23 protein-coding genes are annotated in these 18,721 nt (G+C 42.8%); 12 read left to right on the plus strand and 11 right to left on the minus strand.

From position 1 onward, the window contains the following. Positions 1–20: 20 nt before the first annotated feature. The gene (locus JO943_RS04900; protein ID WP_032871905.1) at positions 21–662 is read right to left on the minus strand and encodes a LysE family translocator; all 642 of its coding nucleotides are present in this window, start codon (positions 660–662) and stop codon (positions 21–23) included. Between the two features lie 92 nt (positions 663–754). On the opposite strand from JO943_RS04900, the gene JO943_RS04905 reads away from it, so the two are divergent. The 11 genes from JO943_RS04905 (at position 755) to chrA (ending at position 11,624) form a co-directional block, all read left to right on the plus strand. Further along, positions 755–1,699 carry a LysR family transcriptional regulator gene (locus tag JO943_RS04905; RefSeq protein WP_202740133.1) on the plus strand — a complete coding sequence of 315 codons (945 nt, stop codon included), beginning with the start codon at positions 755–757 and terminating at the stop codon, positions 1,697–1,699. Between the two features lie 252 nt (positions 1,700–1,951). Continuing rightward, positions 1,952–2,704 (plus strand): GntR family transcriptional regulator, encoded by a 753-nt coding sequence (locus JO943_RS04910; protein ID WP_202740134.1) that lies wholly within the window; start codon positions 1,952–1,954, stop codon positions 2,702–2,704. A 44-nt stretch (positions 2,705–2,748) separates the two neighbouring features. Beyond that, complete coding sequence (locus JO943_RS04915) at positions 2,749–4,488, plus strand: fumarate reductase/succinate dehydrogenase flavoprotein subunit (RefSeq protein WP_202740135.1); 1,740 nt, start codon at positions 2,749–2,751, stop codon at positions 4,486–4,488. 10 nt (positions 4,489–4,498) lie between these two features. Next, positions 4,499–4,744: a ferredoxin family protein gene (locus tag JO943_RS04920; protein WP_005229296.1), complete on the plus strand. Its 246-nt coding sequence runs from the start codon at positions 4,499–4,501 to the stop codon at positions 4,742–4,744. Between the two features lie 9 nt (positions 4,745–4,753). Further along, entirely contained in the window at positions 4,754–6,163 is a 1,410-nt protein-coding gene (locus JO943_RS04925) for an ABC transporter substrate-binding protein (protein WP_202740136.1), read from the plus strand. A gap of 128 nt (positions 6,164–6,291) precedes the next feature. Then, positions 6,292–7,134 carry an ABC transporter permease gene (locus JO943_RS04930; protein ID WP_202740137.1) on the plus strand — a complete coding sequence of 281 codons (843 nt, stop codon included), beginning with the start codon at positions 6,292–6,294 and terminating at the stop codon, positions 7,132–7,134. A gap of 1 nt (position 7,135) precedes the next feature. Beyond that, positions 7,136–7,957 carry an ABC transporter ATP-binding protein gene (locus JO943_RS04935; protein WP_202740138.1) on the plus strand — a complete coding sequence of 274 codons (822 nt, stop codon included), beginning with the start codon at positions 7,136–7,138 and terminating at the stop codon, positions 7,955–7,957. 12 nt (positions 7,958–7,969) lie between these two features. Further along, complete coding sequence (locus tag JO943_RS04940) at positions 7,970–8,962, plus strand: HEAT repeat domain-containing protein (RefSeq protein WP_202740139.1); 993 nt, start codon at positions 7,970–7,972, stop codon at positions 8,960–8,962. Continuing rightward, entirely contained in the window at positions 8,952–9,239 is a 288-nt protein-coding gene (locus JO943_RS04945) for a DUF971 domain-containing protein (protein WP_202740140.1), read from the plus strand. The genes JO943_RS04940 and JO943_RS04945 overlap by 11 nt, the downstream gene beginning before the upstream one ends. 106 nt (positions 9,240–9,345) lie before the next feature. Then, positions 9,346–10,269: a chromate resistance protein ChrB domain-containing protein gene (locus JO943_RS04950; RefSeq protein ID WP_202740141.1), complete on the plus strand. Its 924-nt coding sequence runs from the start codon at positions 9,346–9,348 to the stop codon at positions 10,267–10,269. 2 nt (positions 10,270–10,271) lie between these two features. Further along, entirely contained in the window at positions 10,272–11,624 is a 1,353-nt protein-coding gene (gene chrA / locus JO943_RS04955; protein ID WP_202740142.1) for a chromate efflux transporter, read from the plus strand. A gap of 46 nt (positions 11,625–11,670) precedes the next feature. Here the strand turns inward: chrA and dmeF are convergent, their stop codons facing one another. Then, positions 11,671–12,642, minus strand: coding sequence for a CDF family Co(II)/Ni(II) efflux transporter DmeF (gene dmeF, locus JO943_RS04960; protein ID WP_032871895.1), 972 nt, complete (start codon positions 12,640–12,642; stop codon positions 11,671–11,673). Positions 12,643–12,698: 56 nt separating this feature from the next. Between dmeF and JO943_RS04965 the strand changes: the two genes are divergently transcribed. Next, positions 12,699–12,965, plus strand: a complete 267-nt coding sequence (locus tag JO943_RS04965) for a metal/formaldehyde-sensitive transcriptional repressor (RefSeq protein ID WP_005229281.1) — start codon at positions 12,699–12,701, stop codon at positions 12,963–12,965. Here the strand turns inward: JO943_RS04965 and JO943_RS04970 are convergent. The 9 genes from JO943_RS04970 to JO943_RS05010 all read right to left on the minus strand — a co-directional run bounded on the left by JO943_RS04970 (position 12,960) and on the right by JO943_RS05010 (position 18,721). Then, on the minus strand, positions 12,960–13,577 hold the full coding sequence (locus JO943_RS04970) for an ATP-binding cassette domain-containing protein (RefSeq protein ID WP_032867589.1): 618 nt from the start codon (positions 13,575–13,577) through the stop codon (positions 12,960–12,962). The two genes, JO943_RS04965 and JO943_RS04970, sit on opposite strands and share 6 nt — an antisense overlap. Further along, entirely contained in the window at positions 13,574–14,269 is a 696-nt protein-coding gene (modB, locus tag JO943_RS04975) for a molybdate ABC transporter permease subunit (protein ID WP_202740143.1), read from the minus strand. Before modB ends, JO943_RS04970 begins: the two co-directional genes overlap by 4 nt. Before the next feature lie 4 nt (positions 14,270–14,273). Continuing rightward, on the minus strand, positions 14,274–15,044 hold the full coding sequence (gene modA, locus JO943_RS04980; RefSeq protein ID WP_413814525.1) for a molybdate ABC transporter substrate-binding protein: 771 nt from the start codon (positions 15,042–15,044) through the stop codon (positions 14,274–14,276). Positions 15,045–15,612: 568 nt separating this feature from the next. Next, entirely contained in the window at positions 15,613–16,023 is a 411-nt protein-coding gene (locus JO943_RS04985) for a hypothetical protein (protein WP_202740145.1), read from the minus strand. A gap of 58 nt (positions 16,024–16,081) precedes the next feature. Further along, the gene (locus tag JO943_RS04990) at positions 16,082–16,495 is read right to left on the minus strand and encodes an NF045616 family extracytoplasmic (lipo)protein (RefSeq protein ID WP_202740146.1); all 414 of its coding nucleotides are present in this window, start codon (positions 16,493–16,495) and stop codon (positions 16,082–16,084) included. A 44-nt stretch (positions 16,496–16,539) separates the two neighbouring features. Beyond that, entirely contained in the window at positions 16,540–16,950 is a 411-nt protein-coding gene (locus tag JO943_RS04995; RefSeq protein ID WP_005284366.1) for an NF045616 family extracytoplasmic (lipo)protein, read from the minus strand. Positions 16,951–17,036: 86 nt separating this feature from the next. After that, positions 17,037–17,489, minus strand: a complete 453-nt coding sequence (locus JO943_RS05000) for a hypothetical protein (RefSeq protein ID WP_005284363.1) — start codon at positions 17,487–17,489, stop codon at positions 17,037–17,039. A gap of 167 nt (positions 17,490–17,656) precedes the next feature. Next, positions 17,657–17,920 (minus strand): PAAR domain-containing protein, encoded by a 264-nt coding sequence (locus tag JO943_RS05005; protein WP_005229270.1) that lies wholly within the window; start codon positions 17,918–17,920, stop codon positions 17,657–17,659. Positions 17,921–17,953: 33 nt separating this feature from the next. Next, entirely contained in the window at positions 17,954–18,721 is a 768-nt protein-coding gene (locus tag JO943_RS05010) for an OmpA family protein (protein WP_005229269.1), read from the minus strand.

Genomic DNA, 18,721 nt, shown 5'->3' on the forward strand with positions numbered 1-18,721 from the left:
CAGTGCAGTCTTTTTTCTATTCAGGCAAAGGCAACGCTCCAGATCAATCGTATTGCCACTGCACTCAAGATAACCCCCATCACCCGCTCGAAATATACGCCAAACTCTAAAAAGCGTTTCCGTACAATCGGTTGTGCAAACATGATACTGACCAAGATAAACCATGATGCATTCACCAGACACATCCAGATGCCATAACCGATTTGAACCTTTAGCGGTGTTGCAGGATTCACAATGGTGGTAAAAATCGCCAGAAAAAACACGGTCGCTTTCGGATTTAACGCGTTGGTCAAAAAGCCCATATTAAAGGCTTGGATCAAGCTCGGTTTGCCCAGCGCTTCCCCTGCCAAAATATCCAGATTGGCATTCGGTTGACTACGTAAACATTGCCAGCCCAAATAAATCAAATAAGCCGCCCCAGCTATGCGTAATACCGACATTAACCAGACACTTTGCTGGATCAGCACGCCAACCCCCACCAAGGTATAAAACACATGTACCGAAATGCCGACACCAATGCCGATCGCAGTGATACAGCCAATTAAATAGCCATATCGCACACTCTGCCGTACTGTAATAATAAAATCAGGACCCGGTAAAACGACTGCCATAAAATGGATCAATGCCAAGGCCAGAAACTCATGACCATACAACTGCCACATTTGATTTATCTCCATCATGACTACAGGAAAAAGATTGTATTGCGATTTTTAAAGCGCGATAATCCAATCAAAATCCAAATAACTTTTGCTTCATGAGCACAAATCAAAGTCTGGTTCTGTTAAATGAAATGGCAACCTTTGTCAAAGTTGTCGAAACGGAAAGCTTTTCTGAAACGGCACGACAGCTCGGTTCTACCCCTTCGGCCGTGAGCCGCGCGATTGCCCGTTTAGAACGGGCCTTAGGTACACGCTTATTGCATCGCACCACACGTAAACTGCGCTTAAGTGAAAGTGGTCAACAGGTCTATGAGCGCTGTGTCGACATGGTCAATGCGGCACAAGCGGTAATGGAAAGCTCGGGACAGTTTCATATTGAACCACAAGGCGTAATTCGGATCAGTGTGCCCAAAGCTGTTGGGCATTTTATGCTGCATCCTCATTTACCCGAATTCTTGGCACTGTATCCAAAAATTGATATTCAACTGTTATTGGAAGACCGTTACATTGACTTGATTGATGATGGTGTCGATCTGGCGATTCGTATTACCGAACAGCCGCCAGGTGGCTTGATGGGACGAAAACTGATTGATATTGATCATTTAATTTGTGCTACGCCAGAATATTTACAGCGACATGGCACACCGCAACATCCACATGATTTAAAGCAGCATCAATGTATTTATTTGGGTGAACAGCCCAATGATTCGAAGTGGAAATTCCAGCAGGAACAGAAATCGATTACGGTGCCAGTCCGTGGTCGTTATGCAGCCAATCATACCGGCGTGCGTCTCAGTGCCGCTTTACAGCATCTAGGCATTGCCAGTTTGCCTTACTTCGTGGCACGCCATGCCTTAGAACAAGGGAGTTTGGTTCAAGTTTTACCTGATTGGCATTTTAAAACCCATTATAGTGGTGGTGCATGGCTGCTCTATCCACCTACCCGTCATGTGCCACCGAAACTCAGTGTCTTCATTCAATATCTGGCGGAAAAATTAGCTGCAGAACCGGTCTTATTTCCGCAAAATACACCAAGCTAAAACGATCACTTTCATTTATAAATCTGGTGACAATAGCAAACCAAATGAAAATCAATATATCTTAAGATATTGATTTTCATTTATATATCAATAGAAATCATCCATTCATAAAACAATAAAAAGCATCTTTATTTTTATCCTGTGCAATAGACAATGCACAAAAACAGATATTTTTTGCTGCATAAGTTATTTTTCTTCATTTTGCATAATCGCTAATCTAACAACCAAGTTGTTATAACAAGTTTAAGTGCAATGAACCAACCGATTGTGAATAAAGTAAGTGGCGAACGCCCATTGTATGATCAAGTCTATCAGGCCCTGCTTCAGCAGATCGTCGAGGGGAGCTATCAGATTCATCAGCAATTGCCATCTGAAAAAGAACTGAGTGAGTTATTTAATGTCAGCCGAATCACCATTCGTCAGGCACTCAATCAACTTCAGCTCGAACACTTGGTTTACAAGATTCAAGGCAAAGGTACTTTCGTGAGCGCACCGAAAACCTTCCAAAACATTTCCCAGTTACAAGGCTTTGCAGAAGCTATGACCAATATGGGACATGAGGTATTTAACGTGGTCAAAGAATTTCGCTTTATTCCTGCCACACCACAAATTGCATCGAAATTAAAAGTTTCAGTGAACAGTACTGTGGTGGAAATCAAACGCATTCGCCTGCTCAATCGTAAACCCGTTTCATTTGAACTGACCTATTTACCCGAATCGATTGGTTTAGCTTTGCAAGAGATTAACCTCTCCACGCGTGATGTGTTTTTAGCGATTGAAGAAGATTTATCGATTGCCTTGGGACATGCAGATTTAAACATTGACGCCACCCTTGCTGATGAAGAACTCAGTGAGCTTCTGCACGTCGATATCAATGCACCACTATTAAGAGTGGAACGACTGACTCATGATCATGCTGGACACCCAATTGACTTCGAATATCTCTACTTCTCAGGAGAGACCTTCCAATACCGTTTAAGAGTAGATCGAAAAAGACATACCTGACATCAGCAACCGTGTGAATTAAAACGCACTCAAAAAGGCACAACATGAATACGATTACACTGGACTATGACATTGTCGTCATCGGTGGGGGGACGGCTGGCCCAATGGCAGCCATCAAAGCCAAAACAGCCAACCCCAACCTGAAAGTTTTACTGATTGAAAAAGCCAATGTGAAACGCAGTGGCGCAATTTCAATGGGCATGGACGGCCTGAATAATGCCGTTATTCCAGGCTATGCCACGCCTGAGCAATATACCAAGGAAATTACCATTGCCAATGATGGCATTGTCAATCAAGCCACCGTCTATGCCTATGCCAAACACAGTTTCACCACCATTCAGCAACTGGATCAATGGGGGGTGAAATTTGAAAAAGATGAAACAGGTGAATACGCGGTCAAAAAAGTCCATCACATGGGCGCTTATGTACTGCCGATGCCTGAAGGCCATGACATTAAAAAAGTCCTGTATCGCCAACTGAAACGTGCTCAGGTCAAGATCAATAACCGTATTGTCACCACCCGCCTGCTGAAAAATGCTGAGGGCGCCATCAACGGTGTACTCGGTTTTGATTGTCGTACGGGTGATTTCTATGTGATCAAGACCAAGGCTGCGATTTTATGTTGTGGGGCTGCTGGACGGTTAGGCTTACCTGCATCTGGCTATCTGATGGGAACCTATGAGAACCCGACCAATGCGGGCGATGGCTATGCCATGGCTTACCATGCAGGGGCTGAACTCTCCAATCTGGAATGCTTCCAGATCAATCCATTGATTAAAGATTACAACGGCCCTGCCTGTGCCTATGTGACCGGTCCTTTGGGGGGATATACCGCCAACAGCAAAGGTGAACGCTTTATTGAATGTGACTACTGGTCAGGCCAAATGATGTGGGAATTTTATCAGGAACTGCAAAGTGGCAATGGCCCAGTGTTCCTGAAAATGGATCATCTGGCCGAAGAAACCATTCAAACCATTGAAGAAATTCTACATAGCAATGAACGCCCAAGTCGTGGACGTTTCCATGAAGGACGTGGCACTGATTACCGACAAGATATGGTGGAAATGCAGATTTCAGAAATTGGTTTCTGTAGTGGACACAGTGCTTCCGGCGTATGGGTTAATGAAAAAGCCGAGACCACGGTCAAAGGTCTATATAGCGCAGGTGATATGGCAGCCGTTCCACATAACTATATGCTCGGTGCCTTTACCTATGGCTGGTTTGCTGGGGTCAATGCCGCTGAATATGTCGTAGCACAAGCCAGTTCAGAATTGAATGCGCAGGAAATTGAAGCTGAAAAAGCCCGTATTTTTACGCCTTTACACCGTCCAGAAGGGCTATCACCGGAGCAAGTGGAATACAAGTTGCGTCGCATGGTCAACGACTACTTACAGCCACCGAAAACCCGACAGAAAATTGAGATTGCGCTGAAACGCTTTGAAGAAATCAAAACCGATATCGCCCAGATCAATGCCAGCCATCCCCATGAGCTAATGCGCGCAGCCGAAGTCGCTGTGATTCGTGACTGTGCCGAAATGGCCGCACGGGCTTCGCTGTTCCGTGAAGAAAGCCGTTGGGGGCTGTATCACTACCGTGCAGATTGCCCTGAAAAAAATGATCAGGACTGGTTCTGTCATGCCCATCTTAAAAAGGATCAGCACGGCAATATGATCAGCTTCAAAAAAGCAGTTGAGCCCTATCTGATCCCGATCGAACAAGATGAAGCCAACTCCTACAACCTGCTACGTATCAATAAAAAATTAGTCGCTGAAACAGTCGAATAAGGAACATCACATGGCTTTTATTTTTAAAGAAATTGCCCACCGCACTGCTGCACCTGTGTTGGTGGATGAAGACAAATGTATTGCCGACAAAGGCTGCACCGTCTGTGTTGATGTTTGCCCAATGGACTTATTGGCGATTCATCCAGAAAGTAACAAAGCTTATATGCAGTTTGATGAATGTTGGTATTGCATGCCATGCGAGAAAGACTGCCCGACCGATGCCATTCAGGTCAACATTCCATATTTACTTAAATGAGGGGACAACATGAGACTTAACCACTTGGCCCAAAGCCTGATTCTGAGCAGTAGTTTATTGCTGATCTTTAGCCCGACACATGCAGAAAATATCCGCATCGCCATTGGTACCCAAGATACCACCATTAACTGTGCCACAGGCGGCTTGCTGATTCGCGAGTTAAATCTACTACCCAAATATTTGCCAAAAACAGGTAAATACAAAGATGCCAAATACGATATTGTCTGGAAAAATTTTACTTCTGGAGCACCATTAACCAGCGAAATGGTGGCTGGTCGTCTGGATATTGGCGCCATGGCAGACTTCCCCGCGGTGAATAACAATGTCGCGTTTAAAAAGACAGGTAAAGAAAGTATTTTCCTGAGCGTGCTTTCTGGCAGTACCACGGGAAGTGGTAACGGCATTGTGGTTCCTGTGGATTCGGAAATCACTTCGATTCAGGAACTCAAAGGCAAAACCATTTCGGTCCCTTTTGCTTCAACTGCACATGGTCTATTACTGCGTGCCATTGCTGCACAAGGTTGGGACCCGAAAAAGGATGTCAAAATTATTGCTCAAGCGCCTGAAGTCGCAGGCCCAGCCCTGAAAAGCAATAAGGTTGATGCCCATGCCGACTTCGTCCCTTTTGCAGAATTATTTCCCTACCAAGGTTTTGCCCGCAAAATTTATGACGGCGCACAGGCCAAGACCCCAACCTTTCATGGTTCTTTAGCCAGTAAATCCTATGCCCAGCAATATCCGGAAATTATTCAGGCCTATTTACGCGCGACCATTGAAGCCGATCAGTTAATCCGTAAACAACCGGAAAAATACAGTGAACTGATTGCAGCTAAAACCGGCATCCCTGCCGAAGTAGTGTATTTATTTCATGGACCTCTCGGCGTACAAACCCGTGACCTGACCTGGAAATCTGAATATAAACGCGCCACGCAAACCGCAGTTGACACCTTGAAATATCTGGGACGTGATGATGTTGATCTTAATGTCAATCAATTCATTGATGAGCAATACATTAAAAAAGCCTTTCAAAGTGCGGGCCTGAATTACGTGCAACAACTCAAAAATTACGCTCAATCCCCTCTCGTTGCCAAAGATGCCCTGACGCAAAAACCGATTCAAAGTTTTGATCGCGTTACACAAATTTGGGTGAAAGGCGAAGCCCAAGTGCGTAGTTATGCCACACCTGAAACTGCCTTTGCAGATTTAAATAAATTAAAGCAGAGCGGTAAAAACATCCGTGTGGTGTACAACCAGGACCGTAATTTAAAAATCAAATTACTGGCGAATCTGGCATGGTATGCCACCGATAAAAACGGTCAGATCAGTGCCTTCTTACTGCGTGGAGATGCCAACAATTGGGCCAAAGCACATGGCGGCAAAGTTTATGACTTTAATCATGCTCAAAAGTTGGTGAAGTGATCAAATCCCTCCCAACCTCCCTTTAGAAAGGGAGGAGCCTCACGAATCTTAGTCAGTCTTTAGACTCGTGAAAAGTCCCCCTTTTAAAGGGGGACTTAGGGGGATTTTGAGATTCAGGAGAAAACAATATGAATAGTTTAGCGGATACCCAACCGATTCAGTCTAAGGCAATCCGCCCTGTGCTGATATTTTCAAAAAGTCGTATCATTTCATACAGCTTAGGTGCCTTGTCACTGGTGTTCAGTCTGGTATTTTGGCAACTGGCTTCACAGCATCATTTGAATTTAGGGCTAATCAATTTTGCCAATGTGCCTTCGCCACGAGAAGTGATTCAGTCTTTAGTTGCTTTTGCCGAACTGGATACAGCCCTTGCACATGTCAAAGCCAGTATTACTCGAGTGCTGATTGGCTTCTTACTCGCATCCGTGGTCGGTGTCATTTTAGGATTATTGATTGGTTATTCCAAAACCTTGGCGGCCCTGTTGATGCCACCCTTAGAAATCTTGCGTCCGATTCCGGCCGTTGCATGGATTCCCTTGGCGATTCTGATGTTTCCCTCATCAGAAGCCTCGATGATTTTTATTACCTTTTTAGGTGCGTTATTTCCAGTCCTGCTCAATACTATTCATGGTGTTGAAGGCGTGGATCAACGTCTGATTGCTTCTGCCAAAAGTCTGGGGGCGGGTCAGTTTGCCATTTTGCGAGAAGTGATTATTCCGGGTTCCTTACCGAGTATCACCACAGGTCTCGCAATTGGGATGGGTACCTGCTGGTTCTGTCTGGTCACGGCTGAAATGATCTCTGGTCAGCTTGGCATTGGCTATTTCACCTGGGAATCCTTCACCTTGCAAAACTACGCAGACATTATTGTCGGCATGCTGTTGATTGGCGCATTAGGCATGTTCAGCAGTGCTTTTCTGCGCTATCTCGGTAAAAAACTTACCCCTTGGTATCAGTTAAGGAAGGCATAACATGCGTCAGTACGGTCATATTCATTTAAACAATATCAACCTGCATCTGGGTCAGGATAAACAACGCTTTCAGGCACTGGATCAGGTCTCTTTTGACGTTCAGGCAGGTGAATTTGTCTGTTTACTGGGTCCTTCGGGTTGTGGTAAATCAACGCTACTGGGTGCACTGGCAGGTCATTTACCGATTAGCTCGGGCAGCATGTTACTCGATCAAAAAACCATTGAAAAACCCTCTTCCGATCGCGGTCTGGTATTCCAGCAGCACACCCTGTTCCCTTGGAAAAGTGTACTGGACAATGTCTGCTTTGGCTTGAAAATGAAAGGCATTTCCAGAGCCCAAAGACAGGAACAGGCAGCACAAATGATTGAACTGGTCGGCTTAAAAGGTTTTGAACATCAATATCCTGCCGAGTTATCCGGTGGCATGCAACAGCGGGTTGAAATTGCACGGGTGCTGATTAATCAACCGCGTGTCTTGCTGATGGATGAACCCTTTGGCGCGCTGGATGCGCAAACCCGTTTAAAGATGCAGGAACTGCTACTTGAAATCTGGCAAAGCATTCAGACCTCGGTGCTGTTCATTACCCACGATATTGATGAGGCCTTGTTTCTGGCGGATCGGGTCCTGATCATGAGTCATCGTCCGGGACGTATTATCGAAGAAATCAAACTGGATTTCCCTCGCCCAAGACATGTTGATCTGGTGACTTCGACCGAATTTACCCAAATAAAAAAACATTGCATACAAGTATTAAAACAGGCCACCCAAACTGAGCTGAGCCGGTTAAATCCACTCGGTTTAAATCAGAAAGCCGCTGTTTAGGAAGCATAAAAGATGAGTTTAAATTACCCAATCCTGACCGATATTGATGCAGATTATGCCGATTATCTCCTTCAACTGAATCAGGACGATGAAAATATCCGCTTTGTCGCACTGATGAATATTGCCGATGAGGAACAAACAGAATTATTGGCTTGGTTACAGCACGCAGTGTTACATGATCCTGCCAGCAAGGTTCGTGAGTTGGCAGCCACCCGTTTAGAGGGCTGGGAGGATGCGACGTCTTTAAATACCTTGGCTCAAGCCTTAAGCGATCCACATGAAAATGTGCGTGTTGCAGCCGCGCAAAGCTTAAGTGAAATTAAACACTCCGCATCGGCTGGACATTTGGCAAGTTATTTAAAGCATCAAGATGACTTTGTGCTTGCTTCAGTACTAAGGGCCATCAGGGAATTACGTGCTGAGCAGCTGTTTGATGATATTTTGCAACAGCTACAACATGCCAATCCTTTGGTACGTAAGGAAGCTGTCAGCAGCTTAAGCTGGCTGCAAAAACCGGAAGGACTGTCTGCACTGGCACAGATTGCCCAGTTTGATGTTGAAACTGAAATCCGTCGTATCGCCACAGGCGGTTTGGCAGCCAGTCAAGTTTTAACATCCGAAATTTTATCGGCCTTACACAGCTCCCTGACTGCCGAAGCATGGCAACTCCGGGTCGAAGCGGCCTTGAGCATTGGCAAACTTAAAGCCGTTGAACTAGAACAACCACTGTTGCAACAGCTGGATGATGCTTACTGGCAAGTGCGGATTGCGGTGGCCCGCAGTTTAGGCTTACTTCAGTCCAAAGCTGCGATTGCCAAGCTTCAGGAAAATTTCCAGCATGACATCAGTAACTTGCGCAAAGAAGTGGCGATTGCCTTAGGAGAAATTGGTGGAGAACACGCCCAGCATATTTTATTGCAGCATGCCGAAGACCCAGACCCGGAAGTACGCAAATCGATTCGTATCGGGCTGGCGCTGATTCAGGAGAAACAGTATGTCGCTTGAACCTGATCAGCTTACAGTCGATACCGAGCAGCAACGCCTATTGCTGTCTTGGCAGGATGGCACAGAAAAGGATTTTAGCCATGCCCAACTGAGAGCCAGTTGTCCTTGCGGGTTTTGTCGAGCCAAACGCCTACGTCAGCAAGAAATTCAATATCCAGAGCATGTCGCCATCTCTGCAATCTACTCACAGGGTTACGGCATTCAAATCTGTTTTGATGATGGACATGACCAAGGTATATTTCCTTGGGCATTTTTAAAAGCCTTGAATCTGTCATAAAACATTCAAATAACTTATATATAAACCCTAAAAGGATATGAATTTTTTAGATTTATAAACTAAAATTTAAGTGTAATATATTTAACAAATAAGTTGAGTATATTACATGAAAATAACCTTACTCATTTCCTCTCTCCCCACCCAGAACACCACAACACGGATGCGGGTATGGCGATCACTCAAAGCCTGCGGTGCAGCTACACTAAGAGATGGGGTATATATTCTGCCTGTAGAACATTCAGAAAAGTTTGATGCGATTGCCGAAAATCTAATTGCAGAACATGGCAGTGCCTATCTATTTCAAACCATTGCATCAGAACATCTGGATCTCGTACAGCTATTTAACCGGAAAGAAGACTATGAAGCGCTCTATCAGCAGCTCAGCCAGCTAAGACAGGCGCTGAACCAGACCGATAAAAAAGAACTGCTAAAACAGATCCGCAAGCTACGCAAGCAGCTCGATGCATTAATTGAAATTGACTATTTCCCAACCGAAGCACAGCAGCAAACGGTTCGGGAACTGAATGCAGTTGAACAGAGCATTTTACGTTGCGGTGAAACCGATGAACCGCATGCCCTATATGGCGATATTCAAATACTAAGCAAACAGGACTTTCAAAATAAGGTTTGGGCCACCAGAAAACGCCCATGGATTGATCGTTTAGCATCCGCCTGGCTCATCCAGAATTTTATTGACCCTGAGGCAACCTTCATCTGGTTAGACACACCAAACGATTGTCCAGCCACTGCCCTGGGATTTGATTTTGATGGCGCCCGCTTTAGTCATATCGATCATTGGGTCACGTTTGAAACCTTATTGCACAGCTTTGCTCTGCATCAACAGTCTGCTTTAAAGCAGATTGCGGAAATTGTGCATTTTCTTGATTTTGGTGGTGTGGAACCACCCGAAGCAATCGGAATTGAAAAAGTGATCCAGGGCTTAAGAACTAAAATTATGGATGATGATCAGTTACTTGAACTCTCTAATTATGTCTTTGACGGCCTCTATGCCAATTTTTCTCGAGAATGATCATGCAACAAAAACAAATCAATGAGCTCGATCAGCCCATCGCCGCTGTACCCTTTTGGCAAGCCTTGCTGTTCTGGCTGAAACTGGGGTTTATCAGTTTTGGCGGACCGGCAGGCCAGATTGCAGTGATGCATCAGGAACTGGTCGAAAATAAACGCTGGATCTCTGAAAAAAGATTCTTACATGCATTGAATTATTGCATGCTCCTGCCCGGTCCCGAGGCACAACAGCTGGCCACCTATATTGGCTGGCTCATGCATCGAACAGCGGGCGGGCTGGTGGCAGGGATTCTGTTTGTACTTCCCTCACTGTTTATCCTGATTGCTCTGTCCTGGATTTATGTACAGTTTGGTGATGTACCGATCATTGCAGGACTATTTTATGGCATTAAACCTGCAGTCACGGCGATTGTGTTTCATGCGACTTATCGTATTGGCAGTCGCTCACTTAAAAATCCGTTTATGTGGGGGATCGCCGCTGCCGCATTTATTGCCATCTTTATGTTTAATGTTCCTTTTCCCCTGATCGTTTTAGCAGCTGCCTTGACCGGCTATCTGCTCAGCAGGAAAAAACCGGATTTATTTACGGCTCAGGCAGCCCATCAAAACAGCCATAAAAGCTATGGAGCCGCCCTGATTGATGATGATACCCCGACACCAGCGCATGCCATTTTCCGCTGGCGCAATCTCGTCAAAATCCTGCTCATTGCAGCATTACTTTGGTGTGTGCCAATGTTGCTTTTAACTTTGGGATTGGGTTGGCACCATACTTATACCCAGATGGCATGGTTCTTTACCAAGGCCGCCCTACTCACTTTCGGCGGTGCTTATGCCGTATTGCCCTATGTCTATCAGGGTGCAGTCAATCATTATGCATGGCTAAGTCCCACTCAAATGATTGATGGTCTGGCACTGGGCGAAAGTACTCCCGGCCCTCTGATCATGGTGGTGGCATTCGTGGGTTTTCTAGGGGCGTACAATCATGCTGTATTGGGTGCTGAACAGCTGTTTTTGGCAGGTGCGCTCGGCGCCGTAATTGTCACATGGTTTACCTTCTTATTTTCATTTGTATTTATTCTGGCAGGCGCGCCAGTCATTGAATCAACCCATAATGAACTGAAATTCACGGCACCCCTCACCGCCATTACGGCCGCCGTGGTCGGAGTCATTTTAAATCTGGCTTTATTCTTTAGCTATCATGTGCTGTGGCCAAAGGGCTTTAACCACCCGTTTAATTATGAAGCAGCCTGTATTACCCTTGCAGCACTGATTGCCTTATTCAAATTCCAGATCAATGTGTTGTATGTGATATTTGCCTCAGCCTTTTGTGGCCTGATCCTATATATCGGTGCTTAAGCAGATGCATCGGGTAGCGCAAAATCCTACTCGATGCCACTCAATCTTAAATATGATGAATTTCGACTGAGGCGTGCACAATTTCCTCATGAATCGCCAGCGCGGCTTTGACCTGATCAGGATTAAGATCGGTCAATGTCGTTTCCAGACCGACAATACACGAGAACTTGCCTTTCCCCACTTTCCACACATGCAGATCGGTAATGTCAACCTGTGAAAACCCGGCAATCACCTCCCGTATTTCTTCAACCACAGGATGACCCATTTCGGCGTCCAGCAAGGTTTTTCCGGTTTCCTGCATCAGCCCCCAAGACCATTTCGCCACCAGCAATGCGCCCACAATTCCGAGCAAAGCATCCAGAAAATTCCAGCCGAAGTATTTGGCTGCAAATAAGGCAATAATGGCCAGAACAGAGGTTACTGCATCGGCAACTACATGCAGAAATGCAGCTTTTTGATTTAAATCATGATGGTCATGAGCATGGTGATGTGCTTCATGATGCTGGCTATGCGAATGGTGATGGTGATGGTGATGGTGATGGTGATGGTGATGGTGATCATCATGACCACCTTCATGTAATAGCCAAGCACAAATCAGGTTGACCATCAGGCCAATAATCGCAATCGGAATCGCCTCATTAAAATGAATGGTGACCGGATTGAATAAGCGCTCCAGTGACTGAATCCCCATCAACAACGCGACCACCATCAATAAAATCGCACTACTATACCCCGCCAGAATTTCAATTTTCCAGGTACCAAAACTAAAACGTTGGTCATGGGCATAATGTCGTGCCATACGATAAGCAAAATAAGCCAGTCCCAAGGCTAGCATATGCGAGCTCATATGCCAGCCATCGGCAAGTAAAGCCATCGAATTAAAAAACCAGCCACCCAGAATTTCCAGCACCATCATCACTGCCGTTAAAAGAGTGGCAATTAAAATTCTTTTTTGCGCTAAAGGATTTCCTTGATCAAACTGATGAGAATGACGTCGTTCTAGGTTACTATGCTGCATTTATTTTAGTCTTCCAATATACTCCCCCTAGTATATATTTTTTTAGGAAAAAAAGTATGTCTCACCTACACCAAGATAAGAAAATTTTAAATCGTCTTAAGCGGATTCAGGGACAGTTCGCAGCAGTCGAGAAATCGCTCACCAATCCTGACAGTTCTTGCATAGAGGTTTTACAGCAGGTTGCTGCAGTCAAAGGTGCGGTGAATGGTTTAATGAACCAATTGATCGAACAACACTTAAAAGAACATGTATTAAAAGGTGCTGATCATGTGGATGAGGAGGAAGTAGAAAAGTTTTTCACCTTATTACAACGCTATCTATAAATACCAGATTGTCTTGCTCAGCTGCTCGATCTCGGCATGATCATGACTCACATATAACATCGGGATCTTGATTTCCTGTTTGACACGTTGAAAAAAAGGAATGATCTCGGCTTTATGCGCCGTATCCAGTGCAGACAGCGGCTCATCTAAAAGCAGCAATTGTGGCGAGTATAATAATGCTCGTCCCAAAGCCACTCGCTGTTTTTCGCCTCCAGACAGCTTAATGGGCATACGTTCCAGCAAATGTCCCAATTTGAGTAGCTCAACAATATAGTCCACTTCAAACTGACGTTGTTGTGGTGCAATATGCTTAAAACCAAACAGTAAATTCTGTTTGACGTTTTTATGCGGAAACAGTTGGGCATCCTGAAAAACCAAGCCCACGCGACGCTGCTGTGTACTTAGATGGATATTTTGAGCTTGATCGAACCAGATCTGATCCTGAATTTTAATCCAACCCGATTGCGGTCGGATTAATCCGGCAATGCTATGCAATATTGTGGTTTTCCCCGAACCGGAAGCCCCAAACAAGCCAATCACCAACTGATCGGATTGAAAACGTTGATCCAGAGAGAATTGCCCTTGTTGCAGTTGTATATGACAATCAATCATGCTGAATACCCACGCTTATTTTTCTGATATCGATTGAACCACTGTGCAAACCATAAGGCAAAGAATGCCACCGATAAAGACAGGATAATCAATCGCCATACCGCGGCTTCGGTATCGGGTTGTTGCATCAAACTATACATTGCCAACGGTAAAGTGCGGGTTTCGCCAGCAATATTGCCGACAAAGGTAATGGTTGCACCAAACTCACCTAAACTTCGGCAAAAACATAAAATAGCACCGACCAAAATACCACTACTGGCGAGCGGTAATGTCACCTGCATAAACGCCCCAAAGGAAGATGCGCCCAAGGTTTTTGCGGCCATTTCCAAACGTTGATCTACCAGTTCAATCGCCAGTCGAATCGATTGTACCAACAAGGGAAAGCCCATGACCGCCGAGGCCAATACCGCCCCTTTCCAGTTAAAGGCAAACTCTAAACCGAAAGGTGCCAGATATTGTCCGAATAATCCGCGATTACCAAACAATTGTAGTAACAAGTAGCCCGGCACCACAGGTGGCAAAACCAAAGGCAAGAACACCAAGGTCTCGAACAGTGATTTTCCCCAAAACTCTTTTCGGGCCAATACCCAAGCTACTAACGTTGCAGGAATGAGGCTAAACACCAGACATGCGGCTGCCACTTTACACGATAGCTTAAGGACTTCAATTTCTTCGGGACTGAGGATCATCATTCAATTACTGCGACACGCTAAACCCATATTTTTTAAATACGGCTTTGGCCTGCCCACTTTGTAAAAACTTATAAAATTTAATCGATTCGGTATTTTTCTTGATCAGCCCCACAGGATAAATAATCGCTGGATGGGTACTTTCAGGGAAGATACCGGCTACAACTACATCTTTGCTGATGGCAGCATCAGTTGCGTAGACAATACCGACCTGACATTCACCGCGGGCTACAAAGTTTAAGGCAGCACGGACATTTTCGGTTTCCACTAGACGAGATTGAACCTTGTCCCACCAGCCCAGTGAAGTCAATGCCTGCTTGGCATATTTCCCGACTGGCACACTTTTGGTATCGCCTGTACACAGCTTGCCCTGAATCACCTTACCTGGATCAAAGCTTTTATCCATTTTTAATTTAATCGGCCGATCTTTAGGCGTAATCATCACTAAACGATTACCCAATAAATTGATGCGATCTGTTGCAGCAAGCAATTGTTTGTTTTGTAAATAATCCATCCACTGTGTATCAGCCGAGATAAATACATCAGCTGGCGCACCTGCTTCAATCTGTTTGGCTAAAGTTGAGGAACCGGCATATGAGGTCTTGATCTGGGTTTTATTCTTCTTTTGATAGATTACATCGAGTTCATTGACTGCATTGGTTAAGCTGGCAGCGGCATATACTGTTACTGATTCGGCAGCAAATGCCGGGGTTTGAATCAATAATCCCGCCCCGAAAATGGCACTGCAAAGACCTAATTTTTTCATCGTTATTGTCATCATCCTGTCCTCAGATTTCGATATGTTTTTAAAAATATATCGCTGAATAAAGATACACTAAAAATAACATTTCGCCAGTTTTGTTAGGTTTTGTCCTTCACCTCTTTGTAACGCCATCAACAATTGAAAGATTTGTACTAAAAGCAGTTTTTTGTACAAAAAAAGCCTATTCAAACATCAAGTTAATGATATTGAATAGGCGTCGTTGTCTATCTTGAACAGATAACATAAATTGTTATCTTAGGAATGAGACAGAAAAAGATATAGAATTTTATCATTAAATGTTTTTTAATATACTATTAACCAAAATAAAGCCGAACAGGTTAATATTTTGGATCTAAATGAATAACACCTATATCAACATTCTGATAGAAGTCAAAACTAGGCCTTCCCTTTATCCCTTCATTACATCCCATTTATCCAATTCAATTAAAAAATAATCTTTTCTATTTAAGACACCTTAAAATATCTCGAGCAGAAACAGAACCATTATTTATTTGCATATAAATTATTTAACCAACCCAATAAATAATAAAAAAATAAGTAGGTAGAGAAAAGTTAAAATAATTTATTTTGGATTGAGATAAACTCTCCCTATATTAACTGTAGTTTCTTTATCTGGGTTAATTGCATTTTGATCTTGTACAAATTTATCAATCTGGAATACAACTGGTTCATAATTTTGAAATTCAATAAATATAATTAAAGGTTGATTCCAGTTTTTATAGTCAGGCTTATTTATACGATAAGTATATGTAATAGGTTTCGTTTTAAATTTCCCAACATTATTTGTTTTTACATAATTATAAGGATCATTTCCAGAAGCATAGCTTACATAACCTTCGAGATTCCGTAAGGGCTCTTTTGTAACAGCATTGTATAAATAGCCTTTAGCACTTGGTGCTAAGTATATTGTCTGCCTAGTACAAGCTGCCAATAAAAAAATAATTGAATATATAAAAAACTTCAAAAAACTCATAATTGTCTCTTTAAATTTTAAGTCTTGACAAATAAATAGTTTGATATCATTAAAATAATTACTCACAATTCTTTTTACTAGAGTCAATATATTTTATGTCTATCCGACCATTACTCTCAAGCAGACAAATTTTTCTGTGATAAATTTTATTTGTTTCCAAAGTGATTTCATATACAATATTTTTTTCGAAAACATCTACAGATATCTGGATACAGCTTTTTTCATCTATAGGCAATACTCCATTTTTATAAAGCTGCTCATAATTACTTTGAAATTCTTTTGTATGATCTATTTTTCCTGTAGACACTACAATACTATTGTCATATCCATAATGGGTTTTAGGATTGTTCGTGAATATACATAAATAATCTTGAATAAGTTTTACCTCAAGATCCTTACTTTGTGGATTACATCCAGTGATAAAGACACAAAAACCAAAAATAAATAATAGATTTAGATATGTAGACTTCATCTTTTATAATCTCGGCAATAATTATTTACCATATGGGTAACAAATTAATTACAAGTTGATTTTCCTGGTTCAACATATCTAACTTCCAGCTTATTATCATCATCTATGAGACAAATGCTTGTATGAAAGCTTTTATTTGTATCTAAAATAATTTCGTAAGCAATATTACGTTCAATTTCTTTTAATGGTATTGCAACGCAATTTTTTTCATCTATAGGTAGAGGGACATTAGTATATAGCTTTTCATAAGTACTTTTAAAATCTTTATTGTAGTCTATCTTCCCTAAATAAATAAGAAATGTATTATCAAGACCATAATAAGTTTTAGAATTATTTTTAAATACACATAAATGATCCTGATTAATTTTCACCTCAAGATCCTTACTTTTTAGATTACATCCTGTTAAGCAACCACAAAAAAAAGTAATAAAAACAAATAATTTATAGTTATTCATATTCAAAATCTAAAAGATAATTAAAATCTATCATCTATCATCTATCATCTATCATCTATCATCTATCATCTATCATCTATCATCTATCATCTATCATTTCCCCAATCACCTTCATTACATTTAATGATTTCATTTTTTGATAGATTCAGCTTAGAATGACGACCCGACAGGCATGAATAATTTATAAATTCATACTGCCTCAGATACTTTCCTTTTTTAATTTCCAATCTTATCTGTGTCTCCAGAGTACCTGCTTTTATGCTTGAAGTATCAATACAGAAAATATACTTACTTTGTTTATTCGATAATTTTTTTAAACTTTCTTCATATATATCAATCGATAATTTTTCATCAAAAACATTTTCTTTATACTTAAATGAACTATCTAACAATCCAAACTCATTAGCAGCGCTCATCTCACTTGTTTTTAGAGCACAAAGCTGATGACCTGAAACTTCATAATTAAAATTTTCGGTCTGCTTTTCCTTACAACCTCCAAGAAAAGCCATCAATAAGAGTATAGGCAATTGTTTTAACATCGGCCATGCTCATCTAAAAAATCAAGCATTGATCTGTCCAGTAAAATGCGAAATACACAGTTTAGTTGAGCCTGCTGCAACGACCAAATTATTGCTCTAACCAGCAACCTTGCCGAAATAGATTAAATTTTAAAGCCCTTTGTTCATTCCAAGAGCTTTAAAAAGTTTTAACCTCTCACAGCTAAGTTCTGCTTCGGTAATAACTTACAACCACAAGATAAGGGATCATTGACACGTGCTGCTGCTTTGCCCATCACCTGCATATTCGGATCGCCAGCGACAATGGTCGCAACAGTTTGATGTTTTGGGCAGGTGGCCTTGTCACCGACACAGGCAATTGGAATCCCTTCAATCAAGAAGCTACTGTTACCACTAATCACCTGTCCACCGCCTGTGGTTGGACAACCAACAACTATATAGGGTGTTGCCATAATCACATCCCTCACATGTAGGTATTTAAACTGTTAAAGCACTTCAAATTCAATTCGACGGTTTTTCCGACGCCCGTCTGCCGTTGCATTATCAGCAACAGGCTGGCTAGAGCCCTTACCTTCAGTACTCAAACGGTCAGCAGCAATACTTTTACTGACCAGATAACTTTGTACCGCTGCAGCACGCTGCTGGCTTAATACCGTATTCTTGGTAGCATCACCAGAACTATCAGTATGCCCAATAATTTTGACTTTCTTGCCGCCCACCTTGTTTAAAGCAACCGCCATTTCGTCCAGAATCTGTTGTCCTGCCGCGGTCAGGATTGCACTCCCAGACTCAAATTCGATAATTCGGTTTTTCAATGCATCATCAATAATTTTTTGCTCTGCCTGATTCACAGAAAGCTGTGCATTAAAACGATAAGGCTGCTGCACTAAAGCCTGAAAATTATTGGTGGTCGGTTGAATGTCATTCGGGTCTGTCATTTTCCCGGTTAATTCGACCTGTGTTCCTCTGACTCGCAATTGCCCCTGCTTGACCTTTTTCAAGTCAGGTGTAATCACACGCGTCACCGAATCACTCCATCCATTTGGTGCTGACACTGGACGGACCTGAATTTTATCGACCACTTGATCAGCGCCATACACCGACTGCATCTTGACCAGAATTGCCTGTTTGCTGGCATCGTTCGGCACTACGCCTTCCACCACGATCGGAGCTGCATTGAGCACAGCACTTTGGCCTAAGAGTGTTAAAGCAAAGACCCAACCCGCCGATACAGATTTCAAATTATTTCTCAT

It is taken from the genome of Acinetobacter sp. 'aerobic (ED)' (genome assembly GCF_904886855.1).
Taxonomy (GTDB): Bacteria; Pseudomonadota; Gammaproteobacteria; order Pseudomonadales; family Moraxellaceae; genus Acinetobacter; species Acinetobacter courvalinii.